The following is a 24,911-nucleotide window of genomic DNA, read 5'->3' as shown; positions in this document are numbered from 1 at the left end:
CCTGGACCTGGACCTGAAGTGATCCGAAGGCAACGAATCAGGCGATCACCAACCGTTCAATTGGGCGATGCGGCCAAAAATGCTGATACCATATCGTCCTTCACGAGTCTTACCTTGGTCGACATAGCGTTTGACCAGTGGCAACGCGGGTTGCCCCATCCAATCGATCACGTTGTGCAGCATCGTTTCGTTATTCGTTCCTTCGAACAACAATTCGTTCAAACAAGCCAACGCCTGTTTGGAGTCCCCCAACTCGACCAGCGTCCATGCCGACATCATACGGACCTCATGCGATTCATCGGAAAGGCCGTTTCGCAGCACATCCTTCGCCGGCATCGCGTGTTGATCCAGCAAATGAAGCCCGACAGCGGACCACCAGCGAACGACTTCATCACTGTCGGACATACCGCCGACGAACGCTTCCAGGTTTGACGGATCTCTTGCCAGCGCCAGATCGGCCAAATCGAGGTATCGCTCCAACGGATACAGATTCTCGTCCCGCACCATTTCATAAATGGTGATCCCATGGGCCGCCGCACGTCGCTCACGCATTTTTTCCGGCATCAAGCCCGAATCTCGCAACTCCAGTTGTTGTTGTCGAAGCGCCTTCTTCAGTTCGCTGATTTTGACCTGATGCTCCGGTGCATCGATCAGACTGTGAACGTTGTCGAAATCCGTCTGATTGTCGTAGAACTCTTCGGAAACACGCGGACGAAAGAATCGCCCGGTGATTTCATTGGTTTTGCCCTCGCGATGATGTTGTTCCCAAGCCGCCGTCAAAGGTGCTTTCCAAAGATAGGCCAGGTGCTGTCCAGCCGGCGCGTACGGCATGTAGTTTTTGTGATAGGCGTATCTTTCGTCACGAATCATGCGAACATTATCCAGTCGTTCGTCGGCACGTTCACGGAACCCAAGATGATACTTTGGCGCCGGCTCGATCTGATCTCCCAGAAAGACCGTGCCTTGAAACTGCTCGGGAATGTCCGCACCGGCCAAGGCCAACCAAGTTTTCGGCATGTCAACAAAACTGACGATGCGATCCACCGTCGTGCCGGGTTCGGTCGCCGGATACAAGTGCTTCCACTTAGCGGGAATTCGGATGACCAGAGGACAGTGGACACCGCTGGCGTACAAAAATCGCTTACTTCGCGCCATCACTCCGCCGTGATCGGAGTTGTAGACAATGATCGTGTCGTCGTACAAACCGTCCTTCTTCAGCGCCTCGATCGTCGCCCCAACCTTGGCGTCCATTCGTTCGACCGCCTCGGCGTATTTCGCATAGTTCTTTCGAACCACCGGCAGATCAGGATGGTAGGAATACAACTTCATTTTTGCCGGATCCTTGGTCACATTGTCCACGCTCCCGTGGGCACGACTTTCGTGACTGTCTTGGATGTTCACGACGGCAAAAAACGGTTGTCCCGGCTTTCGATATTTCCAGCCGTAAGGTGATTTCCCCTTCTCGCCTTTGAAGTCCCAGCACGCTTTGTCTTCGCGTCCGCCGATGTTGTAATCCGTCTTTCCCGGATTCGATGTGTGGTAACCGGCCTCACGCAACAGATCGGGATAGTATTTGATCTGGTGGTGCGGGATCGGATTGCGACTGCGCATCGGTTGCGTTCCGTTGGAGATCCCGTACATCCCGGTGATCCAACATGATCGGGTCGGTGCACACACGGCCGCGTTGTCGAAACAGTGCGTGTAGCGAAACCCTTCCTCGGCCAGCCCGTCGATCGCCGGCGTTTGTGCATTGGTTCCGCCGTAACAACTGACCCAGGAGACGCCGTTGTCCTCGCTGGTGATCCACAAAATGTTCGGTCGATCAGTCCCGTCGTTCGTTCCGGTTTCGGACTGGCTATCTTCGGCCTGAGCCATCACCGGGAAAACGTGGCCGGTGCCCGCAATGCACAACGCCGCCCAAACAGAGAACAGTAAACACCTTGATTCAGGCATCGGAAAAAACCTTCGTGATGGATCCAGGACTGTCGATCGAGAATCCCGCATCTTCGTTCAGTCGACACCAAGCGTCAACAAACGTCGGGCGATCGCGCCGCGAACGGGACAAAAGGCCCCAAGCCAGCGTTGGAAGACCAAGCGGGATAACTCACCTTCAAAACGCCGAATGACTTCTGTGCTCTACGCGTCGTTGCAAGGTAGGCGGGCGCCAACAAATCCGAGAGGCGGTTCCGAATCGAACGATGGTCAAGAACTGGAGCACAACGATGCGTACACCGACAGTCCAGGAACACGGTTTCATTGGTGACAGGAACGTACGCGATGCCATCGCGATCGCTGCATCCCTAAGATCCAGTGCTTTCTAGACCGAAAACCTATTTCCACAGGCGTCACAGAATTTCGCATCGCCTTCGTTCGATTCACCGCACGACGGACAGGTCTTCGACATTGCCGATCCACACTCATCGCAGAACTTCGCATCGATGTCGTTCGCGTGCCCACATTTTGGACATTGAACACGGGCCGTCGCTCCACCCATCCCCTCGCTCAGTCCCGCACCGATCGCCGACGCAACGGTTTTCACGCCGCCCTTGGTTCCGTCGGCCATGTAATTGAAGGTGTCCTTTCCAACAGGAGCAATCTCACCCGCTTGGTAACGTGCGATCGCTCCCATGAAACCGAACTGAGACATCCCCAGCCCGACCATCATCAGCGGCATTCCAAGGAAGCAGCACCAGAAATAGCGGGGAGGTTCAAAGCTGCCGAATGATGAAAAGAAGCTCACAAGGCCAACAACCATCAAGATGACGCCCACGCCCAGCGTTATCGGCCCGATCAACCGTAAGACTGTTCGGACTTTTGTGTGACCTTGATTGATTCGTTCTTCGTCCGGCATGGCTTTTCCTTGAGGCAAGCATTTGTCTCCGATGAATAGGCAAACGACGCGTCCATCTGGGGCGCAATTTCTCGCCCATTTTTGCCAAAAAATTTAGTGGACCCGAGGATGCATCCATTCTATCCCCCCTCATTGCGGCTTCGCTAGAATTGCCGTGAACGGGCTTTCGGCTGCGAGCACGGATCAACGCCTTGTTGGTGGAATTGGTCCGCCAACAAGAACGCGTGTCGGCGATCCAGGCATTGCGTTGGGTCAGGGGTCGCTACGGCATCAGTCCCAAGGTCATCAAGAACTGCTGGTGGCGTTCGTCCATCACCCTTGACCGCGATCTTTGAAGACAACGCATTCATTCGTCGGGGATTGCTCCCGCACGAAGCCCAACGGCTTCGATACGGTTCGCAGAGGTCACCGCGATTTGCCGTCCTCGGGACCGAATCTGGTGTACGTTTCCAAGGCCATTGAATAGGGTGGTGACGGCATTCCCACGGTCTTGTGTTCGGGCCGCTCACATCCAATTTGTCGGGGACTTCTCTGATGCAACGACTTGGACTGGCGCTATCTGGCGGCGGCTTTCGCGCGGTGCTCTATCACCTCGGCGTCGTGCGTTTTCTCCGTGACGCGGGGCTGCTGTCACAGGTCACTCACATCACTTCGGTCTCCGGTGGCAGCGTCCTAGCCGCTCATCTGGTGCTGAACTGGGACCGGTACTGCGGGAGCGACGAGGAATGGCAACAAGTCGCTGAAGAGATCCTGCATTTGGTACAGCTGGATGTACGCAATCGCATTGTTCGCCGGTTCCCATTGGCGTCGATGACGAACATCGGCAGACGGACTCTGCGAATGTCGACTCGCCGGCAGTACACGCGTGCCGGGCTGTTGGAGCAGCACTACGAAAAGTGCTTGTACGGCGACACCAGCCTTTTCAATCTGCCCGAGCGGCCACAACTTTACATTCTGGCAACCAACCTGAGCGAGGGATCACTTTGCGCGTTCCATCGGGACGGATTGCTACTGCTGCGACGGACTCCGGGGCGATACGACCGCTTTGAAAAAGTACGGATGGGGCTGGCAACGGTCCCCATGGCGGTCGCGGCTTCGTCGGCGTTTCCGGGATTCTTTCCCCCATTGGAACTGAGGAATTGGGAGGTCGGTGCCAAGGAGGGGGAATTCAGCCGTCTTTCATTCACCGATGGAGGCATCTATGACAATATTGGATTGCGGATGTTCCACCACATCCAGCACACGTCGCTGAGCAACGCGGGGGCGCCAGACGCGACGGACGTGCTTGATCCTGATGCGATGGCGGCGGCGTTATCCGCGGGAGCGGAAATGCCCGAGAACACTGCCATGCGACGGTTATGGGAAAAGCTGACGGCGCTGGATCCAGACATCACAGTTGCGAAATCCAAACGGGAGACACAACAGTATCATCGGATTTTGATCGACAACCTGGGTACGATTGCCCGCAACGACGAGCTGTATCGTGACCCGATCTTCCAAGAGATCCAACTGTCCGATCCGCGGGCACGCGCGTTGCTCGATGACACCAACACGTCCTTCGATCGGTTGGAATCAAGCGACCGAGTCTGGTTGAATCGCCAGCTGATCGCTGCGGCGTTGGAGCGATGCACCGGTAAACCATGTTTGCGTTCTGGCGGCGATGGATTCGATGGCATTTTGGTCAGCGATGCGGGCGCTTCGTTCAAAGTTCGCGGCGACGGTAAAGCTGGCGGCCTTTTCAGTACGGCCATGCGATCCTCCGACATCTTGATGGACCGGGTCAACCAGCTGGAACTTGAATCATTCCGCTATACGCCCGGCGTCCTGTTCTTCCCGATCACGCATGTCGTCCAGCAAACGGAGGATTCGCACGCACCGCATCCGGAAATCCAACATCATGCGTCGCTGATCCGCACGGACATGGATGCCTTCTCGGACTTGGAGGTGTCGGCTCTTGTGCAACACGGGTACTGCGTGGCCCGACAAGCCTGTCGCGAACGAGCCTTGTTGCCGCCGGCCGAAATCCCAAGTGGCCCGCCTTGGAATCCAGTCGCTGCCAAGGCAATGCGGAAAGGCACCTCGGCCGGCTCGGCTGCTTTGCTGAGCGATCCCGGTACGGCGTTGCAATTTGCCCGGCGGCTTCAGCAATCATCATCACGCCGAATCCTAAGCACGCTATTGAGCTTTCGCGATTGGCCGACCTATGTGTGGATGCCAATTGTCACACTGTTGATGCTCACGCTGCCTTACCTGCTTTACAAGTCAAATAGGACCGCGACCCAGCGAGGGTACGTGCTGGCGGCAGTGGCTGAGACCAGCCCGCTTTATCGAAAAATACTGGAGCTGATCCAGGCGGGGCCGATTCGCACGGTGGAAGCCGTGGATTTCGAAGAAGTGACGTCGATGGACGATCTCAACTTCGACGGCTTCGAAGTCCTGTCCGACGACAGGATTTTTGATCTGCGCGCTTTGGTGCCCAATTCGTCGGGGCAAGAATCAAAGCCTTACGTGCATAGTCGTCTTCGAGTCCGGCGGACCAAGATCACGGACGAAAACCCACATTTGCGTTTCCAAATACCATCGAACGACGAAACGCTGAATTACTTCTGCAAGACCAAGAGTCTGAGACCGCGGCATCGGCGGATGAAACTGGCGGATGGAAGATACCTTTGGGAACTGGACCTGGACTTCAGCAGCGTTCCCCTGGGAGATGATGCCGAACTGGTTCTTGAAGGTCTGTTGATCAGTGAATCAAGTGAGCAGTACGCGGACGAAGGGCGTTTTCAGTTCAGCCTTCCGGCCGACACGGGGCTGGCACAGATCTGGATGCTGATGCCAGAGAATCGAAACTACGAAAACTTTGAAATCAGCGGGTGGCCAATTGATGCCCCCGAGCTGGCAGAACCCATCGATCCCACCACAAAGGTTGAGCTTCCCATTGGTTCCATCGCGACATTCCAATTGATCAATCCCAGGGATAACTTTCGCTACGAATGCCGCTGGAAATGGAGCGGTACAGAGCAATAGCCAACGGACGCCATAGGAATCTCGCGATCCTGGCATCCGCTTGCGCATGCGACCGGGATGCCACCCCATGGGCGGCGGCGAAGCAAAAGCGGCCACTCCGCTATCGGGTGAACCCCAGCCGCAGAACACCCATTCTGGTCACGAGCGCGCAGAGCCTTACCAAAGCCAACGAGGGACGGAGCGACGGGCCCATCTTTACAGAGCACACTCTGATCAAGTCGCTTGGACCGCAAAAGAATCTGTGTGGGGGCACAGATCGGGCGGCCGGTCCATGCGACAGCAGATGATGTCGATGCCGACCAAAGACATCCCAGGAACACTCGTGGCCATCACTGACCACGGGTGACCGGGAAAGTACCGAAGGTGGGACTCGACCGAAACGAGATCCAAGCGGCAAAGGGCCGAGTTTTCTGGCCGTGACAAAAACCGCTGGAACGCAAAGCGGCACAGAAACGCCGTGAAAAGTATGGCTGCACGATCGTGCAGTCGGAGCACAGCGGACAAATTCTCGGGGATACCATCCTCGCATTGGACGCATGAAGATGCACCAAGCGGCGTGAGACTACAAACCACGCTGAGTTGTGTTTGACCGGTTATCCGCCGATCTGCACAATCCGAGAAACGAGAAACGCAGCGGTGGCAAAGAGCTACCAGTATTTTCCACTGGATGCTCCAGCGGCAACGCCGTGGGGCAAGTAAACAGGTTCTCTCGTTACATGATCGTCGACGGCAACCAGCAACTCACCCTCACCCGGGGCGATCTCGACGGATTCACGGAAATACACTTCCTGATCAGTCACCTGGGCCACCTCAAATTCTGCTCCGGCGATTCGGAGCAGAATTTTAACGCTGGATGAGTAGCGATTTGCAGAGCTGAGCATGAATCGGACCGACGAAGAGCTGATCGAACTAGCTAGAGAATACGCTGCCGAGCACGGACTTGCCATCATGGCTCGACTCGGGTTCGGTGAAGATGCTTGGGTTTTGAAGTCAGACAGGCATACGGCCGTCAAGGTTTTCTATCGCGAGAAAAACTACTGCAACGAGCGGGATTGTTACGAGCGACTCGCCGAATTCGAAGTCACGGAGATTGCCGGATTTACTGTGCCAAAATTCGTTCGCTGCGACGATTCCCGTTGGATCGTCGAAATGGGGATCGTGACACCACCGAGAGTTCTCGATTTTGGGAAGGCGTACCTTAATCGGCCCCCTGATTATCCCGCACAGTCGTTCCACGATTCAATGGAGGAATTCCGTAGCAACTATTCGGCCGATGACTGGGAGAGAGTCTTGGAGGTGGTTGACGAACTCGCATCGATCCAGATCTTCTACACCGACCTAAAGCAGGGGAATATCCAGGTTCGAGCCGAACCCTAGCGAGGCGAGGAGGTGGGCGGAAATCCCGATCGTCAATTCTCCATGCCGGCCGATTGGATTGAACGGTGCATCACCGCCGCCGGTGTCAACAAGACGTTCACGAGAATCGTGAAGCAAGCCGGGCTGATCGAGTGGCCGAGGTTGATGCAGAATTCGCAAGCGTCCCGCGAAACGGAACCGATCGCAATGTTCCCGAACTTGGATGTGGCATCGTGGCTTGGCAATTCGGCACCCATCGCGATGCAGCACTACGCGATGACAATTTAATCATCGTTGGATCATGCGGTGCGAAAGGGTGCCCGAAGAAACACCCTTGCTTCCCACAGTCCGTGGCAAGACCTGGCGATCAAGGAGAATCACTGGAACTGTGAGGAAACAAAAATAGCCCGCAAAACAAGGAGTCTTGCGAGCTAACGATGGCTGATGATTCCCCGGGGAAATCAAAAAGTACCGAAGGTGGGACTCGAACCCACATGAGGTTGCCCTCACCGGATTTTGAATCCGGCGCGTCTGCCAATTCCGCCACTTCGGCTTTGTTGCAAAGCGTGAACCACGGATTGTAAGCGGCGGCGTGGTCTTGGCAAGACGCCCGAGGGGGCGGATTTCGGGGGCCCGCCGGCGATCGCGATCCTCGATCGGGTTTTGACACCTGAGGCGACTTTGCCGCGTCCGGAGATTTTCGCTCAATTTGCCGCAGCGATTCGCCGATGTTTCTTATACGCCGTGGGATCGGCGTGCTGCTCGCCGCGTTGCTTGCAATGTGGCCTTCAAAAAATGACGAATTGGCCATGGAACGGGCCAAGACCACCCCCGTTCCAACTCTACCACGGCCAATGCTGATGAATCCCGATGCTTTCCACGCAGCGCTCGGTTTGACCTTTACCTTCGTCTGGTTGATGGTCGGTCAAATCATCGTCGGCAGCCGCTAGGTCTGTAGCAGTCGCCGATACGCGGCCAGCATCGATTCGACCGGATGCAAAGCCAGCGAGTGCTCGCGACTTCGCAAAATCGACCGATTGGCCTGAATCCGCTTGGCATCCGCGATGCGGCGATTCAAATCATGCCGCACTCCGGCCAATTCATCTGACAAACGCTGATTGACGTCACAGACCTGACGATGCCAATCCAGCTTCTGGCCTCGGGGCGGAATCGATTCCAACAGTTCCGCCTTGCGACGCAGCAACTCGGGCGACAGATCGGCTTGCCCCGCAAATCGTTCGGGCTGGTACACCGTTTGACGTAGCTGGCGTCGAAGTAAGGCGATCGAGTCTTCGTTCGAATCTTCCGGCCGCACAACTTCACGGTCGCCGTTCCCCAAAGCTCGGCCTTGGGCGATCGGCAACCGGATCGTCGCCGACAGCACCATGAATTGCGGCGGCGTCAAACCGAAAAATTCAGCGGCGACCATGTCACCCAGTTGGTCGTATTTGCCGCCGCCGATCCCGTGCAAGAACAGGTCGCTGAGAACCAGTCGTGCGAACATGGTCGTCAACAACGCCCGCGGCCGAAGCTTCACGTCATCGTTGCATTGACCACGCAGATGGTCGGCCGCCTGATCCAGATCCGACATATCAATGTCCAAGGCGACACCGGCGCGATCGCTGATTTCAAGTCGATCGCCTTGACGCCGCACCCAAACAGCCCGCCTGACCGGCAAATCGTTGCCGTAGATCCACAGCGGTGTTTCCTGCCAACCGTCTTCATGGCCCAATGGTGGCACTGGGTGCGATCGGCTGCGAATCCCTTGTGCCGCTCGATAGACGGCCAGCGAGTCGTTGTAGGCTTTGGCGAATGCGGCCGCGCGGTCAAAGATCCGGACGATGAAACGAGCAAAGGCTTCGGTGCGACTGACCACACTGACGGGCAACTCCAGCGTCCGGGCCCCCAAATCGGCTTCCAACGCGTGTCGCGCCTGTGCCATGACACATCCGGCGAAATCACATCGCTGAATCGCACTCTTGGCGTGCCCCCACAGCAGGTTCACTGACGGATTGGCGACCAAAGGCTGCACCTGAGCGGTCAATCGCTGGCTGAATGAATCGAACAATGCACGGTCGGCGATCCGCCATTGTTCGTAGGGCACGCCCGATGCGGCACGATCAAAGGCCACCGACTGCATACTCACGCGACGTGAAAGGTCGTCGTACACGGGGACTCGCACCGACGCATCGCCGGCCACGTCATTGTCGACGACCAAGTTGATCGCCAAGCTGTTTTGACAGGCAGCCAAATGAGACAGCGCGAAGTTCTTGAACCAAACGCCAGGGTGAAACAGCGTCGGCTGGTGACCGGCCATGATGATCCGGCCCGAGTCGCGGCCCTCGGTCCAGTGAACGTCACGGTAGGCGGATGTGTACGCCAAAGCAGCACGCACCACTTCGTCGCGTCCCGATCGTCTCAGGTCGCGCAACGAATCGGGATAGCCCTCGGCCAACGCCCGATTGGCTTGTGCAACGGCGTCCGCTTGCATCAATGGCGGGTCGATCAACCCGGCACCGTTGGCCGACGGTGCACGATAGGCCCGAAACGCTGGCATCACCCGATGCTTTGATTGCACAGACGCTTGCGTTCGTTCAAAGGCTTGCCTTCGCGGCACACCTTGTCGATCGCCTGATTCAATACATCGTTGTAATAGTTCAATCGAGTCTCGGCGTGATCCAACGAACCACCAAAGGATCGGCTGAGATCCAGATAGATCAACGGAACCGGAACTTCAACGACTCGTAAATCTGCTGCCGCGGCTTCCACCCACAACTGCAGCGGCATGGCATAACCGTTGTCGGTGATGTCCATCTGTTGCAACGCTTCGGCGCGATACGCTTTGAACCCACAAAACGCGTCGGTCAAATCAAAACCCAAACGCCGATTCAATTCGCTGGTGATCCGCCGATTGATAAACATCCGCTCCGGTGGCGGCGCGTCATCGCCTTCGTATTGCTTCAGGTAACGGCTGCCTGAAACGATATCGGCGGCGGCGGCAGCTTCGACAAATCGAGGGATCCGCTTCGGCTGGTGCTGGCCATCACAGTCCAAGGTGACCACACCGTCGAACCCCTGCTCAATGGTGTACTGAAAAATGCTTCGCAGCGCGGCCCCGTAGCCCTGATTGGTTTCGTGCGTCACGACATCAACATCGCTGCGGCGGGCCAAAACTTCGGAAGTCCCGTCGTTGGAGCCGTCGTCGACGCACAAAACGTGATCGGCGTAATGGGCAACTTCATCCAGAACTCCGTCGACGTAACCGACTTCGTTGTAGACCGGCAGAGCGGCTAGCCAGCGTTCGCCACGTTGATTTCGAGTCGCAATCTTCAAGAGGCAGTTCCCTGTTTGATCGTTTCGTTGAATGTTGAAATGGATTCGTCGCCGGCGCTCGATCAGCCAAACTCGAGCAGCCGAACTCGATCAGCCCATGTCCAAATTGGCCAGCGTCTTGGTCGCCCTGACACCGCCGCCCACGAGAATCCCCGCTAGTGCAACCGCCGTTCCGGACAGCGCATTCTAGGACTGAAATCAACCCGGTCAAACGCCGTCATCGAGCAGAACCACCGACATCGGACCGCAGTTTCGCCCAAATCACGCGTTCAAAACGATGCAATTGGGCACCGACAGCGCTGCCGATCGTCCGTACGACGCCGCGCCATAGGCAACCTAGGCCGCGCGATTCCGGGCAATCGACCAACGTCGCGGCGCCGATTCGGCTATGAACAGCGTCGACGATCGGCCGAGGCCACCGGAAGGCCTACAGCTGCAATGAGCGAATGGGATCCCGTTCCGCCCGGCTGGCCCACAAATTCAGTGCCGGGTGCGACTGGGCCAACTGGTCGGCCAGCTGCTCCATCGCAAAGCGTTCGCTCCAATAATGCCCCAACAAGACCATGCCGATCCCCATCGCCCGGGCTTCCAAGCAGGTGTGAAAGGTCGCTTCGCCCGTCACCAAGGCGTGACAGCCCCGCCGATCGGCGGCCTCCAGAAAACTGCCGCCACTCCCACAGGCGAACCCCACCACTTGGATCTCCATCGCCGAATCGCCGACGATGCGAACCGATTCGCCGTGCACCAAGGTCGCGGCACGGATGGCCAAGTCTTGCAAGGAAAACATCGTCGCCAGCGTACCGAAACGCCCGCCGCCCTCGCACGTACCGGTCGGCGCATTGGATTCGGCTTGGGCCTGATCCCCCGGCGGAGAATCGTCCATCAGGACGCCAATTTCCTGACACTCCAACGCCAATGCCCAACGCTGGTTGATCCCGTCGACTGATGAATCAAACGCGGTATGGGCGCTGTACACGGCGATTCCATGGGACGCCAGCTGCCAGACCAATTTGCCCGTGCGATGGTCGTCGCTGATCCGATCCACCGGACGAAAAGGAATCGGGTGATGAGCCACGATTAAATCGGCTTGATGCCGGATCGCTTCGGCCACCACATCCTCGTCGATCGTCAGGCACGTCATCACCGACCGGATCCGTGATGAAGAATCCCCGACCAACAACCCGACGTTGTCCCAGTCCTCGGCCAATCGCAGGGGAGCAATCCGGCCCAGGCTGTCCAGCAAATCTTGCATCGCAACATCGGTGTGTTCCGATGCACCCGTGTGATTCGGCTTACTCGGCTTCATCGTCATCCGGTTGGCCCACAAAAGGACAGAACGGGGTGGAGCCCGATCGACTTGGCCCCGAACCGAAAGGAGATCGCCCCCTCAGAACGATGCCTCGCCAGCGTCCTGCCGGCCAAAACGAACGCGGCCAGACACGCACCAGCGAAAATGAATCCAGAAATGGACTGGAAAGACGGTCTCGCTTTAGGCCGTACCCAGTACGAACCGAATCGCCGATAGAAAACCGGCACAGGAATCTGAACACGATCGGCAGAATGACCGACGAACACCGCTAAGCAGCGAATGCAAGTCACTTCGGGGCAATCATACAGATCATGCGTCGTCCGTGCTGCTGCGGCGTGGTTTCGACTTTGCCGACCGGCTCCAGCAATTCGATGACCATCTCCATGACCTTGCGGCCTTCTTCGATGTGTGCCATCTCACGTCCTCGGAAAAGAACGCTGACCTGGACCTTGTCCTTGTGTTTCAAGAACTTTTCGGCCTGGCGGATCTTGGTCCGCACGTCTTCGTCACCGGTTTTGGGACGCAGACGGATTTCTTTGGTCTTCGTATGGGACTGTCCGCTGTTCTTCTTCTTGTTCTTGTCGTACTTGTATTTGCCGTAATCCATGATCCGGCAAACAGGCGGTCGCTCGTTAGGGGCGACCTCGACAAGGTCCAATCCCGCGTCGCGAGCGCGACTTAACGCATCTTCAGTCGGGATGATTCCCAACTGTTCACCGTCTTCGCTGACCACGCGAATCGGGCTGATGCGAATACTGTTGTTGATGCGAACGGTGTCTCGGTTTTCAGGTTGAATATTTTTTCGTGCCAGTGCCAACTGAATAAATCATCTCCGGCCGGTGGGCAGACCGGCTCATCAGGGAAGGTAACCCGCCCGGGCCAGTCCTACCGTCAGACCGGGCCGCATTGGCGAAGTAAGGAAAACGCTTGCGTCGATGCGTGGTGCAATCAACGGACCGCGATTGGCCAAAACGATCGATTTCGTCAAGACCAAATCCGCAGAAAGTATCCCGCCCGATTGCGGACAGCGTCAACAGCGAATCCCGAAAATCGCGATAATCGTTTTGCAAAGGTCAAGGTTTGACGCTCTTGACGGTCAGCAGGCCTCTGGGCAAACTACCCGCTTGATTCGCACCGCAGCGGATTCAGGCGTCCTCATCGACCCGCCGATCCTACCCCGTGCGACCCGATTATCGGGCGATTAGCTCAGTTGGTTAGAGCGCCACGTTGACATCGTGGAGGTCAGAGATTCGAGTTCTCTATCGCCCACTCGCGGGGACGTGAATGACGTCCCCGTTTTCTTTGCCGAATCGTCTCTCTTGACGTTCCCAGCGGTCTGTCGTGTGATCCGCTGTCATGCTGCCGTCGGATGGTGCATCGCCAGAAAACCACTGGCAAATCCTCGGACGCACCCCACTGTCGCCACAGGAACGTTGACCCAAACGGTCCCCCCCGTGGCCTGCATCGAACACGACCACGATGGATAATCCGTATCAGGCCCCCATCGACGCGACGACCGACTTGCCGCCGGCCGCTGTCGCGTCACAACCAAGCTTTCGGCTGCCCCGAGGCAGTTTCGTGGTGTGGCTGATGGTCTACCTGTATCCGCTTTGGCTGATCGGTTCGTTCTACATGACTTGGTGGATCGCGTGGCATCTGTTGGGACATCGCCCACGCCCCAGCTTGGACGACCCGAAATCCATCGGAGGAATTCTGGACTTCTTGTACTACGTTCCCGGCATCTTTCTGGTCTTGATGCCCATCCTGGTGCCGATCGGGTTGGCTTCCTCTTTCCTTTTCCCGATCAACGTCCAGCGGAAGACACGGTGCGTTCTTGGAATAGCACTGCTGGTTCTGTACGTCACCATCGGGGCGTTTGTGTTTCGTACCCTTCGCTCGGATCCAAATCATGTCGTTCGGTGGTGGCTTGATTGATCCAATGACCTCCGATGCAACGACCTGCCTTCGGTCCCCGCTGCTAACCCGGCGAGGCATCTTCAAGTAACTCGGCCACCCGGTCGACCAGACCGGCCTGCTTCGGATGAGCACTGGATCGCAACAGCATCAACGCTGTGCAACCGCCACCGTACATTTCGGCCCCTGCATCGGCATCCGCGCCCGCCTGGAGCAAAACGCGAGTGACTTCCGCCAAGTTCATCGGCACGACTTGGCGATGAGTCTCCACACCATTTGCCCCCACGTAATGCAACAGCGTCGATCGATGACCATACCGCGACCGCTGTGTGGGCAAACCAGCAGAGCGGTTGAACAACGACCGAAGTGTTTCGATGTCACCCGCTAAAACCGCGTCCACGGCGGTTTCGAACATCGGATCGGCTCGATCGTCGTCCAGTGCATCGACCTGTGACCAATCAGAAAATCCGTGTTCACGTGCGACCGTTTCCAGCATGTCCTGCAGTGACAGCTCCGATGCAAAGACTTGTTCAACCGAACACCCCACCAGACGTGGATGCCATGACCGGATGATCGGCGTGACGGCACCATCGGCCGAGCGATGTGCCCGCAATAGCAGGTCGGCTTGCCGCCGCAACAAGTCGACAATCGGTAGGCTTCCGTGGGGTAGGGCCAACAGATCGGCGTACAGACGCCGGACGCTCCGCACGTCTTCGCAGCAGTAGATCTTGGGACTCATCCGATTTCTCCACGTCCAGTTTTTGGATGATCGCGATATCTGGTTGCCTGAGAACGTCTGAAGCACCACGTCTTCTTGCCCTTCATAAAATCCGCCTCTCAGACACCCACACGTCAACCACAAGAGGGGGGCTCCGGTGCCATAAGCACCCGATCGACCGGTTCTAGGCGGCAGAATCGGATTTCTTGACCTTTTGAGTGCGACATTTTGTTGCCCTAACAGCCCCCCGCTTGCACCATACAGCAGACAGCCGAGTGGGTCATTCGGATCGATTTCGGCGATAGCGGGGCAAAACAACAACGTAGCCACATCTTGGAAATACCGCCCATGCTTGGCCGCCGGAATTGGTCTCGGCTTTCTCGCGCGCAGCAGAATCAAAAACAGCGTCGCAAAGAAGCTCTTCAGAAACGCCGCCGAACCAGCCTGATGCAACGCCTGGAGGATCGACGATTGTTGGCTCAGGACGTTGCCGGGACGATCAGTGAAGACACCAGTTGGGCGGGAACGATCCGGGTGACCGGCGATGTCCAAATCCCGGATGGGGTAACCCTGGACATCGATCCTGGCACGGTGATCAAGTTCGAATCGGGGCGCTGGCTGTCGGGAACGGGCACGGTCAATGCGATCGGCACGGCGAACAGACCAATTGTTTTTACGAGTGTCAACGACGACACGGTCGGTGAAGACTTAACGCCCGAGGGCGACGGTGTACCGGCACCGGGTGATTGGGAAGCCTTGTATGTGGGCTCACCCAATTGGAATTCAGCTCACACCGGAGTTCGTTTCGCCGGGGGCCAGGCGACAGCGGCGGTCGTGGCGGACTTTGCAATTCCGACTGATAGCGATTCGACCGCCTCCTTCTCATCAATGCAAATCGAAGCGAGTGCCTCTCGTGGGATCTATGTACAGTCGGGGAACCCAGGTTTTAGCGGAGTGTCGGTTGTTGGCAGTGCCAACGTAGCGATAGGACAAACGTTTGCATCGGAGCCGACGTACGCCAACATCACTGCCAGCGGTAACGCCGGCGGGGATCATGTTTCCGTTCCGAGCGGCACCCTGACATCGGATCGCACCTGGGATTTCGGTGGTTTGACACTGCATACCACTGGTCAGACCACCATCAACAACGGCGCGACACTGACAGTCGCCCCCGGTAGCGTGATCAAGTTTGGTACGAGTGGAAGTCTGTACGCCAACACCGGCCGCCTAGTGGCTCAGGGTACTGCGGAACAACCGATCGTGTTCACCAGCACGCAGGACGATTCGATCGGTGGAGACTCCAACGCCGATGGTGATGCGACTACACCGACGAGAGGCGATTGGAACAGTCTTTATCTGTGGAATGGCAGTTCGATCATTGAGAATGCGGAGGTTCGATTTGGTGGACGCGACACCCGGTACGGAGCACTCAGCGTTCGGGGCGCCAATGGCGGAACCTTCACCGATCCCGTCGAGCTATCCGACGTCCAAATCGTTCATGCAAATACCACCGGTCTTGAACTGACCAGCGGCGATGTGACGTTATCGCGAGTGAACGTTGCAGATTCGGGTGGTGTCGCGATTGGGCAGGCTTTTGTCACCAACGCGTCCTACGACGACGTTGATGCAACAGACAACTTGGGCGGCGACCATGTTTCGCTCGGCTCCGGGACGATTCGTTCCGACCGCACCTGGGATTTCGGCGGCCTGCCCGTACATAGCTTTGGCACGACAACGATCGAGGACAATGCAACCCTCACCGTCGCTCCGGGCAGCGTTGTCAAGTTTGGTCAGTTTGGTCGGATCCAAACCGCTGGTGGTCGCCTGTTGGCTCAAGGCACCGAAGATCAGCCGATCGTCTTCACCAGCACTTCCGACGACAGCGTCGGTGGTGATTCCAACGCCGATGGTGACCTTTCGAGTCCAGCGCCGGGAAGCTGGTACGAGCTTTCACTTTGGAATGCCGGATCGGTTTTGGAACACGCCGAGGTCCGCTACGGCGGTGGCGACACGCGTTACGGAGCCGTCAGCACAAACAGCAGCGGCGGCGGGGATCTCACCGAACCCATCGAGTTGTCTGATCTCAAAATCATCGATTCGGTCGGAACCGGTTTGCAACTGAGCAATGGCGAAGTCGATCTATCCGGCGTGGTGGTCCAAGATTCCGGAGGCGTGGCAATCGCCCAAGCGTTTGCAGCCGACGTCACCTACGACGATGTCATCGCACGCGGCAACCTTGGTGGTGACCATGTTTCGCTTGGCACCGGAACGATCCGATCCGACCGCACCTGGGACTTTTCTGGCTTGCCAGTTCATTCCTTTGGTACGACGACGATTGCCGATGATGCCACGCTGACGATTGCCCCGGGCAGCGTGGTCAAGTTTGGTCAGTTAGGAAGAATACGGACCAGCGGTGGTCGGCTGCTGGCCGAAGGTACGGCTGACCAACCGATCGTTTTCACAAGCACCCACGACGACACCGTCGGTGGTGACTCCAATGCCGACGGAACCGATTCCACTCCATCGCCGGGTGATTGGTACGAGCTATCACTTTGGAACAGTGGCTCCGTTCTGGAGCACGCCGAAGTCCGATACGGCGGAGGAGACAACCGGTACGGCGCGGTCAGCGTTTTTGATTCAAACGCCAGTCGTTTTACCGATGCGGTGGCCCTGTCGAACTTGCGTATTTCCGATTCCGAGCGCACCGCTTTGGAACTTGGTAGCGGTGAATCAAGCCTGTCCGAGGTCGTCATTTTAGATTCCGGAGGCGTGGCAATTACCCAAGCCTTCGCAGTTGACGCCACCTACAACGGTGTCACGGCACGTGGCAACTTGGGCGGTGACCGTGTTTTTCTGGGTACCGGAACCATTCGGTCAGATCGCACCTGGGATTTCGGCGGCCTGCCCGTACATAGCTTTGGCACGACAACGATCGAGGACAATGCAACCCTCACCGTCGCTCCGGGTAGCGTTGTCAAGTTTGGTCAGTTTGGTCGGATTCGAACCGCTGGCGGTCGCCTGTTGGCTCAAGGCACCGAAGATCAGCCGATCGTCTTCACCAGCACCACCGACGACAGCGTCGGTGGTGATTCCAACGCCGATGGAGACCAATCGAGTCCAGCGCCGGGAAGCTGGTACGAGCTTTCACTTTGGAATGCCGGATCGGTTCTGGAACACGCCGAGGTCCGCTACGGCGGCGGTGACAACCGTTATGGAGCCGTCAGCACAAACAGCAGCGGCGGCGGGGATCTCACCGAACCCATCGAGTTGTCTGATCTCAAAATCATCGACTCGGTCGGAACCGGTTTGCAACTGAGCAGTGGCGAAGTCGATCTATCCGGAGTGGTGGTCCAAGATTCCGGAGGCGTGGCAATCGCCCAAGCGTTTGCAGCCGACGTCACCTACGACGATGTCACCGCACGCGGCAACCTTGGTGGTGACCATGTTTCGCTTGGCACCGGAACGATCCGATCCGACCGCACCTGGGACTTTTCTGGCTTGCCAGTTCATTCCTTTGGTACGACGACGATTGCCGATGATGCCACGCTGACGATTGTCCCGGGCAGCGTGGTCAAGTTTGGTCAGTTAGGAAGAATACGGACCAGCGGTGGTCGGCTGCTGGCCGAAGGTACGGCTGACCAACCGATCGTTTTCACAAGCACCCGCGACGACACCGTCGGTGGTGATTCCAATGCCGACGGAACCGATTCCACTCCATCGCCGGGCGACTGGTACGAGCTATCGCTGTGGAATAGTGGCTCCGTATTGGAGCACGCCGAAGTCCGGTACGGCGGTGGAGACACGAGGTATGCCGCGGTCGACATCCGCAACCCGTCAAACGTACCCGATGACACGGTGCAACTTGGCAACGTTATTGTTTCATCCAGCACTGGAGATTCCATCGATGTTGGAGGCGGGCATGCGACCCTCGATGACATCCGCTTGCTTGGCATTGGTCAATACGGCGTCAACGTCTTCGGAAGCTCAGTCGTGTCGGCAACCGACATGGACATTTTTGGTGGGGCAAGGGGCTTTTCGGTCGCAAGTGGATCAACCGCATCGGTCCAGAACAGTAGCTTCGTCGGGCAGAGCGAAGCGGCGGTCGTACATGGTGGGACGGATTTTGCCGCAGCCAATTTCGCACAGAATTATTGGGGGCACCCGGGTGGTCCCCACGACATTTCCGCGGCTGACGGACGTGTGAACGAAAACTCGTTCGGGTCAAGGGTCAGCGACTACGTCAACTACGACGGTTTTCTCTCGATTCCTCCGAGATCTTTAGGAAGTGCGGTCGAAAGCTTTCAGCGCATCATCGGTGACACTGCGGATCGTTTGATCGTCCGGTTTGATCAACCGGTCTTGGCTGATTCGATTTCGCTGGATGACTTTGCACTCAGTGGCCCGTCATCCACGTCGATCGCGTCCGTCATGTTACTGGGTGACCGAGTCGTCGAGCTGACACTTAGCGAATCGATCCCCAACGCCGGTGCGTACACGCTCTCGGTCGGGCCAAACATTCTTGGTCCGGCGGGAACTCCGATGGATCAGGATCAAGACGGGACTTTTGGTGAATCCGTCGAAGATGTATTCGTCGGCGTCTTCACGGTTGATAAGGCCGGTCCGCAGATCGTTTCACAAACACCTGCCACGACGATCTCGTCGGTGCTGCAAAACGTTGTGATCGAATTCAACGAACCGATCGATCCCAGTTCGCTGACCACAGATGACGTCACGCTCATCAGTCCATCGACACGTGCAGCTCGTGACGTTTTCACTCCAGTGCGTGTCGATGGTGGTTTTGCGGTGCGAGCCGCTCGTGCCATCGATCCCTTCAACGACCTTACCGGGGCGCTCGCGGTGCTTGCCGACGAGAACCTGCGTAGCGAAGAAGTTGTTGAGACACGACCTTGGATCAATTATGGACCGTCGGGAGCCAACTTTGGTGATGATTTCACAAACCCGCTTGAGGCTTCCGGCCCGGGCGACTATCTCGCCTTTGAAGCCACAGGAACGATCAGCATCCCCAGTCCAGGACCTTGGACTTTTGCGATCGGCTCTGACGATGGATACCGACTGGAAATCGCTGACTTCAGCGCAGAGTTCACAACCGGGCGAGGCTTTGCAACCGATCTTGCAACCTTCGATTTTTCGGCCGCCGGTGATTATCCGATCCGGTTTGTTTTCTTCGAGCTAACCGGTGGCAATGGATTTGAACTGTCAGCCGCTCAGGGAACCAAAACAGCGTTCGACAGCGACTTTCAACTGGTCGGTGATACCGAATTTAAAGATGACGTTCCAACGCTTGGCATCGAACCGGTTGACGATACCAACACATCCTTCCGGATCATCGTTCCACCGCAACCCTTCGATGGACTGTATGAAATCGAAGTCCAGCCGGTCGCGCGAGACTTGTCTGGCAACGTTCACGATCAAGACGCCAATGGCGTCGGTGGTGAGCAAGGCGATCTATACCTGGGCACCTTCACCGTCGAACGAAAGCCCCTGCGGGTTGTCGGACAGAATCCTACAGGCAATGTCCTCGGCGGCCTGGAGTCCTTCGAAATCACGTTCAACGTGCCCGTCGACCAAGGCAGCTTTTCGACGAACGATGTTCGTATCGAGGGCCCTGCCGGAGTGGTGGGCGCGACGTCGATCGAGCGGATCAGCGAAACGGTTTACCGAGTCAACACCGAGCGAGCCACCGCCGATGGCCGCTATGACATCATCATCGGTCCAGGAATCCTTGACCTGGGCGGCACCGCCATGGACAGCGATGGCGACGCGATCGCTGGTGAGATTGATGACCGGTACGAGTCAGAACTATTCGTTGCCAACGCCGGTCCATTCATAACCGATTTCATGCCAACCGGCATCGTTTCCGCACCTTTGACGACGCTCGAAGTCGCCTTTAGCGAAGCGATCGACGAAGCAACGCTGGACGACCAAAACATCCGACTCGTTGGTCCGGACGGTGCGGTGACGTTGTCATCCTTCAACCGAATCGCCCCACTTCGATACGAACTCGTGTTCCCAGCAATCACGACTGCGGGCGACTACACGATCGAGATCGGTCCGAATCTTTTGGATACCGCTGGCACCGCGATGGACCTGGATTTTGACGGCCAAGTCGGTGAAGACCCAGACGACATCTTCACCAGCACTTTCACGGTTGACTCCGGCGGACCGATCATCGTCGGCTATACCCCCGACTTCGTCTCGAAGCCATACTTTTTCATCGATGTCACGTTCAACGAAGAAATTGACCTGACCACGTTCACACCGGACGATGTTTCTTTGATCACACCAGGCGGCGTCGTCAACGTCAGCCAAGTCGTCGGCATGGACACGAAAAGGGTTCGCGTATCGTTCCCGACTCAATCCACCGTGGGCGACTACACGTTCACGATCGGTCCAAACATCAGCGACCCGACCGGCAACGCGATGGATACCGACGGCGACGGAATCTTCGGCGAAATCGAAGAAGACCGTTTCGTCGCAACGGTTAGCTTCCAAGTCCCCGACTTGGAATTCGTCGACGATCCAATCGTCGCACCGGAGACAGCAGACAACGGCGAATTGATCACAGTGTCCTGGACGGTGGAGAACACCGACAGTGCGGATGCGGTGCATCCGTGGACCGACCGACTGGTCCTTTCATCCGACGAAATCTTTGGCAATGGTGACGATCGTTTTCTTGCCGACGTCATTCGCAACGAGACTTTGGCCACAGGAAGCACGTACACCGCGACGGCACAAGTGACGGTGCCGTTTGGTCTGGAAGGCGATCACTTCCTGATCGTTCGCACGGATTTCCGCGATCAACTGTTCGAGGCGACCAACGCGAACAATTCTGCGGTCAAGCCGATCAACGTGGCGGCGGCACCCCCACCAGCTGATTTGATCGTTGATGCGATCACCGTCGACCCCAGCGGCTTTATCGGCGATTCCTTTGGCCTGAACTATCGCGTCCGCAATGATGGAACGGCAAGAACGGTGGTCGATTCTTGGACTGACCGCGTCTTTCTTTCTTCCGATTCCGCCATCGGCGGTGACATCTTTATTGGCAACGTGACCCACACGGGGGCCCTGGACTCGAATGCGTCGTACACGATGCCGTCATCGCTGGTGGTCCCTGCTTCCGTCACCCCCGGCGACTACTACGTTGTCATCCAAACCGACGCGACGAATCGTGTCGACGAACCGACCGCGGAAGACAACAACTTTTCCATCTCGTCGACCACGATCAGTCTGACACCAACACCGCTGCCCGACCTGGTCGTGACAGCGATCACGCCGGACCCAAATACCACGCCGACATCCGGCGAGTCCTACAGCATCTCGTGGACGACACGGAATGATGGCGATGCGACTGCCGGGTCCGCCTGGACGGACCGCGTCTACTTGTCCACCGACAACGTGCTGTCCGGCGACGACGTTTTGCTGGGGGAAGTGACCGCCAACTCAAGCCTGGATGTTAATGCATCCACCACCCAGACGCTTGACGTCACCCTTCCAGATGAAATCTCCGGCGGATACTTCATCATCGTCCAACCGGACGCCGGCAATCAGGTCAATGAAGGAGACGGCGAATCACCTTCCGATTACGTCAGTGATTCGGTCGACATCGCACTCTTTCCCTACGCCGATCTGACGGTCACACAAGTCTCTGCACCGGAGATCATCATTGGCGACCCGGTGGATCTGACGGTATCGTGGACCGTACAAAATGTCGGAGAGGGACCGGGCCGGGTGGACAACTGGACCGATCGCGTTGTGCTTTCACGAGACGACATCCTTGGCGATGCGGACGACATCATCCTGGGTGATTTCCAACACAACGGATTTGTCCCCGTTGACGCCACCTACGAGCGTACGGAAATCTTCCAACTGCCCAACGCGCTGCGCGGTCGCTTTACCCTGTTTGTCCAGACCGACCTGAACGACGTCGTCTATGAGACGACCGGCGGAGCATCGAACGTCGGATCTCCGGTTCATCCGGTCGATGTCACCACGAAGCCCTATAGCGACCTGCGTGTGGAGGATGTCGCCAGCAACGGCACGCCACAGTCCGGTCAACCGCTGGAAATCAGTTGGACGGTCGCCAACCGCGGTATCGCGACGACTGACCGAACCTCGTGGACCGATTACGTCTATGTGACCGATGACCCGACCGGTGTCAGCGGACTGCGATTGCTTGGCAGCAGCGTTCACGGTGGTGCACTTTCGGTCGACGGTGCTTACACGCGGACGGACACGTTCGTTCTGCCTCGCTCCCTGGACGGACGGCACTACATCGTCGTTCGGACGGGCGGCCCCGATGAGTTTCTTTACAACACCAACGATGCACTGGGCGGCAACCAAGGGATCAGCCAGCCGATCGATGTGGAGTTCATCCCACCGGCCGACGTGAACCTGCGAGTCGCAGAAGTCAGCCTGGGCGGCTTGACGGAAGTGGACGACGGCACGCGAGTCGAAGTCACGTGGACGGTCCGCAACAACGGCCCCGAAGAAACCGAATCCGGCTGGCGGGATCGGTTGTATTTGCAGTCGACCGACGGCAACGAGGTGATCAATTACGGTCGCTTCACCAACGATCAAACACTTGCGGCGGGGCAGACGATTACCAGAACGGAAATCGTCACGCTTCCCCGCACCAGTGGGCTGTTTCGTTTCTTCGTTCAGACCGATGACGCCGGCGAAGTTATCGAATCGGGCGACGGTGAACTGGACAACATCACGTTTTCCGACACTCTGCAGATCAATCTTCGCGCCCGCCCAGACTTGCGAGTGACCGATGTCACCGCGCCGGAGGTGATCACGGCGGGAACCATTCTGGATGTCGCATTTACGGTCTCAAACGTTGGCACCGCGGACACGCCGTCCGCCGGTTCGAGGTGGAAGGACCGCGTTTGGCTTTCGTCGTCGGCCAACAACATCACCAGCGGCATCCTGCTGGGTGAACTGGACAATGGTTCGGCGCTGGCTCACATCGGAAGTGAATCCGGCAACGTCAGCGAATACCGCACCACCGCATCGTTCTTGATTCCCCGAAACGCTCCGGGCAACTGGTTTGTTCTGGTTCAAACGGACCGCGCAAACCAAGTCGATGAGTTTCCCTTCGAAGGCAACAACTTTGGTGCGTCCGCCATCGCGATTGACGCCAACCCGGTGCCTCCACCGGACTTGGTGGTGACATCCATCACGGGTCCCGGCGACACGTTTGATGATTCATCGTTCACCATGCGTTACAGCGTCGAGAACCGCGGCGCCGGTGTGACCGATCCAGGCAGTTGGACCGACCAGATTTGGCTGACGTTGGGCAAGGATGGACCGATACCGGCGCGAGGCGACCGGCTGGTCGGCACCTATCGGCATAACGGCGTTCTGGACGTCGGCGAAGGTTACGAAGCGGAAGCCACGGTCAACATACCGGTCGGCTTGACCGGTCAGTATTTCTTAACCGTGTATGCCGACGGATACGGCAGCGTTTACGAATCCGCTTTCGAATCGAACATCAATCCCGATGCCCCCAATGACTTCGACGGCAGTAATTATGGCAGCACACCCATCAATGTTCTGCTGACCCCACCGGCGGATCTTCAAGTCACCAACGTCGAAGCCGACGCGACGGGGCAGGGCGATTCCAAATACACCGTCACTTGGGAAGTCACCAACAACGGTACCGCGGCAACCGACCGCGACGCCTGGGCGGACGCGATCTATGTCAGCGACGACAACGTGTGGGATTCCAGCGACCAGCTCGTCTTTGCCGTGCCGCATAACGGCGTGCTGCAGATCGGCCAGTCCTACGAAACAACGGCCGAATTCACATTGCCGCCCACTGCCGAAGGGTCGCACATCCTGGTCCGCACCAACGTTGATCCGAGGATCGCGTTGACGGAAGAACAGAAGTTTCTGGACGAAGTCAAAGGCGTCTTGTCGCGTATTGAAGAAGCCACCGGAAAACCGATCGGCGAAATCAATGTCAGTGATCTGAAACAGTTTTCGCGAAGTGAGCTGACCAGCATCCTTGCCGGCAGTGCGGGAACGCTGACGACGGTCTACGAAGGTCCCTTCACCAACAACAACGTCGGGGCAGCCGAGAGTGTCATCACCGACGTCCCGGCCGACCTGGCGGTCACGGACGTTGTTGCGGATCCGGCAAACGATTCGGGAGAGCAGTTTCTGGTTCGCTGGACGGTGGAGAACATCGGTGACTTTGCGACCGCCGACGACACGACGAACTTTCAACAACATGTGTTCCTGAGCAAGGATCAGGTCTTTGACGCCAGTCGAGCGGTCTACATCGGACAGAAGACGGCGGTACTGAACGAGCCCATCGAGGCCGGCGGCACCTACAACGACAAGATGACCGTCGCGACACCGCCGGGCAGCGAAGGCGA

14 protein-coding genes and 2 tRNA genes (1 of these 16 only partly in view) are annotated in these 24,911 nt (G+C 57.5%); 8 read left to right on the top strand and 8 right to left on the bottom strand.

The genetic code is table 11. From position 1 onward, the window contains the following. Positions 1 to 45 precede the first annotated feature (45 nt). Both Mal65_RS02795 and Mal65_RS02790 read right to left on the bottom strand, forming a co-directional pair. Complete coding sequence (locus Mal65_RS02795) at positions 46 to 1,953, bottom strand: sulfatase-like hydrolase/transferase (protein ID WP_196784514.1); 1,908 nt, start codon at positions 1,951 to 1,953, stop codon at positions 46 to 48. Positions 1,954 to 2,317: 364 nt separating this feature from the next. After that, positions 2,318 to 2,851, bottom strand: a complete 534-nt coding sequence (locus Mal65_RS02790; protein ID WP_145293459.1) for a zinc ribbon domain-containing protein — start codon at positions 2,849 to 2,851, stop codon at positions 2,318 to 2,320. A 534-nt stretch (positions 2,852 to 3,385) separates the two neighbouring features. Here Mal65_RS02790 and Mal65_RS02785 point away from each other — a divergent pair. The 4 genes from Mal65_RS02785 (at position 3,386) to Mal65_RS02770 (ending at position 7,522) form a co-directional block, all read left to right on the top strand. Next, positions 3,386 to 5,878, top strand: a complete 2,493-nt coding sequence (locus Mal65_RS02785) for a patatin-like phospholipase family protein (protein WP_145293457.1) — start codon at positions 3,386 to 3,388, stop codon at positions 5,876 to 5,878. A 581-nt stretch (positions 5,879 to 6,459) separates the two neighbouring features. Beyond that, positions 6,460 to 6,735: a hypothetical protein gene (locus tag Mal65_RS27105; protein WP_146440253.1), complete on the top strand. Its 276-nt coding sequence runs from the start codon at positions 6,460 to 6,462 to the stop codon at positions 6,733 to 6,735. A 22-nt stretch (positions 6,736 to 6,757) separates the two neighbouring features. Continuing rightward, positions 6,758 to 7,255: a hypothetical protein gene (locus tag Mal65_RS02775; RefSeq protein WP_145293453.1), complete on the top strand. Its 498-nt coding sequence runs from the start codon at positions 6,758 to 6,760 to the stop codon at positions 7,253 to 7,255. Positions 7,256 to 7,297: 42 nt separating this feature from the next. Continuing rightward, entirely contained in the window at positions 7,298 to 7,522 is a 225-nt protein-coding gene (locus Mal65_RS02770; RefSeq protein ID WP_145293451.1) for a hypothetical protein, read from the top strand. 181 nt (positions 7,523 to 7,703) lie between these two features. Here Mal65_RS02770 and Mal65_RS02765 read toward each other — a convergent pair. Beyond that, positions 7,704 to 7,787, bottom strand: a tRNA-Leu gene (locus tag Mal65_RS02765). 175 nt (positions 7,788 to 7,962) lie between these two features. Here Mal65_RS02765 and Mal65_RS02760 point away from each other — a divergent pair. After that, positions 7,963 to 8,184, top strand: coding sequence for a hypothetical protein (locus tag Mal65_RS02760; protein ID WP_145293449.1), 222 nt, complete (start codon positions 7,963 to 7,965; stop codon positions 8,182 to 8,184). Here Mal65_RS02760 and Mal65_RS02755 read toward each other — a convergent pair. The 4 genes from Mal65_RS02755 to infC all read right to left on the bottom strand — a co-directional run bounded on the left by Mal65_RS02755 (position 8,181) and on the right by infC (position 12,693). Continuing rightward, positions 8,181 to 9,791, bottom strand: a complete 1,611-nt coding sequence (locus tag Mal65_RS02755; RefSeq protein ID WP_145293447.1) for a hypothetical protein — start codon at positions 9,789 to 9,791, stop codon at positions 8,181 to 8,183. The genes Mal65_RS02760 and Mal65_RS02755 overlap by 4 nt on opposite strands. After that, positions 9,791 to 10,567, bottom strand: coding sequence for a glycosyltransferase family 2 protein (locus Mal65_RS02750; RefSeq protein ID WP_231131266.1), 777 nt, complete (start codon positions 10,565 to 10,567; stop codon positions 9,791 to 9,793). The genes Mal65_RS02755 and Mal65_RS02750 overlap by 1 nt, the downstream gene beginning before the upstream one ends. Before the next feature lie 427 nt (positions 10,568 to 10,994). After that, the gene (locus Mal65_RS02745; RefSeq protein ID WP_196784512.1) at positions 10,995 to 11,873 is read right to left on the bottom strand and encodes a Nif3-like dinuclear metal center hexameric protein; all 879 of its coding nucleotides are present in this window, start codon (positions 11,871 to 11,873) and stop codon (positions 10,995 to 10,997) included. A gap of 289 nt (positions 11,874 to 12,162) precedes the next feature. Continuing rightward, complete coding sequence (gene infC, locus Mal65_RS02740) at positions 12,163 to 12,693, bottom strand: translation initiation factor IF-3 (RefSeq protein ID WP_145293445.1); 531 nt, start codon at positions 12,691 to 12,693, stop codon at positions 12,163 to 12,165. Positions 12,694 to 13,071: 378 nt separating this feature from the next. Between infC and Mal65_RS02735 the strand changes: the two genes are divergently transcribed. Together Mal65_RS02735 and Mal65_RS02730 are read left to right on the top strand one after the other, a co-directional pair. After that, a tRNA-Val gene (locus Mal65_RS02735) sits at positions 13,072 to 13,145 on the top strand. 210 nt (positions 13,146 to 13,355) lie between these two features. Then, the gene (locus Mal65_RS02730; RefSeq protein ID WP_145293443.1) at positions 13,356 to 13,811 is read left to right on the top strand and encodes a hypothetical protein; all 456 of its coding nucleotides are present in this window, start codon (positions 13,356 to 13,358) and stop codon (positions 13,809 to 13,811) included. 43 nt (positions 13,812 to 13,854) lie between these two features. Here the strand turns inward: Mal65_RS02730 and Mal65_RS02725 are convergent, their stop codons facing one another. After that, positions 13,855 to 14,529 (bottom strand): hypothetical protein, encoded by a 675-nt coding sequence (locus Mal65_RS02725; protein ID WP_145293441.1) that lies wholly within the window; start codon positions 14,527 to 14,529, stop codon positions 13,855 to 13,857. Between the two features lie 426 nt (positions 14,530 to 14,955). Between Mal65_RS02725 and Mal65_RS02720 the strand changes: the two genes are divergently transcribed. After that, positions 14,956 to 24,911, top strand: the start of a protein-coding gene (locus tag Mal65_RS02720) for a CARDB domain-containing protein (protein ID WP_165701022.1). The gene runs 26,656 nt beyond the window's last position; 9,956 of the gene's 36,612 nt are visible here — the first part of the coding sequence; the start codon lies at positions 14,956 to 14,958; the stop codon falls past the right edge of the window.

Source organism: Crateriforma conspicua (genome assembly GCF_007752935.1).
GTDB lineage: Bacteria > Planctomycetota > Planctomycetia > Pirellulales > Pirellulaceae > Crateriforma > Crateriforma conspicua.
The sequence above is the reverse complement of the archived record's forward strand: the minus strand, read 5'-3'. Positions and strand labels throughout refer to the sequence as shown.

Excerpts from the sequence above, each read along its gene's own strand:
- Mal65_RS02790 (WP_145293459.1), bottom strand. The coding sequence starts at position 2,851 with ATGCCGGACGAAGAACGAATCAATCAAGGTCACACAAAAGTCCGAACA.
- Mal65_RS02745 (WP_196784512.1), bottom strand. The coding sequence starts at position 11,873 with ATGAAGCCGAGTAAGCCGAATCACACGGGTGCATCGGAACACACCGAT.
- Mal65_RS02775 (WP_145293453.1), top strand. The coding sequence starts at position 6,758 with ATGAATCGGACCGACGAAGAGCTGATCGAACTAGCTAGAGAATACGCT.
- Mal65_RS02760 (WP_145293449.1), top strand. The coding sequence starts at position 7,963 with ATGTTTCTTATACGCCGTGGGATCGGCGTGCTGCTCGCCGCGTTGCTT.
- Mal65_RS02795 (WP_196784514.1), bottom strand. The coding sequence starts at position 1,953 with ATGCCTGAATCAAGGTGTTTACTGTTCTCTGTTTGGGCGGCGTTGTGC.
- Mal65_RS02770 (WP_145293451.1), top strand. The coding sequence starts at position 7,298 with ATGCCGGCCGATTGGATTGAACGGTGCATCACCGCCGCCGGTGTCAAC.
- Mal65_RS02725 (WP_145293441.1), bottom strand. The coding sequence starts at position 14,529 with ATGAGTCCCAAGATCTACTGCTGCGAAGACGTGCGGAGCGTCCGGCGT.
- Mal65_RS02730 (WP_145293443.1), top strand. The coding sequence starts at position 13,356 with ATGGATAATCCGTATCAGGCCCCCATCGACGCGACGACCGACTTGCCG.
- Mal65_RS02755 (WP_145293447.1), bottom strand. The coding sequence starts at position 9,791 with ATGCCAGCGTTTCGGGCCTATCGTGCACCGTCGGCCAACGGTGCCGGG.
- Mal65_RS02785 (WP_145293457.1), top strand. The coding sequence starts at position 3,386 with ATGCAACGACTTGGACTGGCGCTATCTGGCGGCGGCTTTCGCGCGGTG.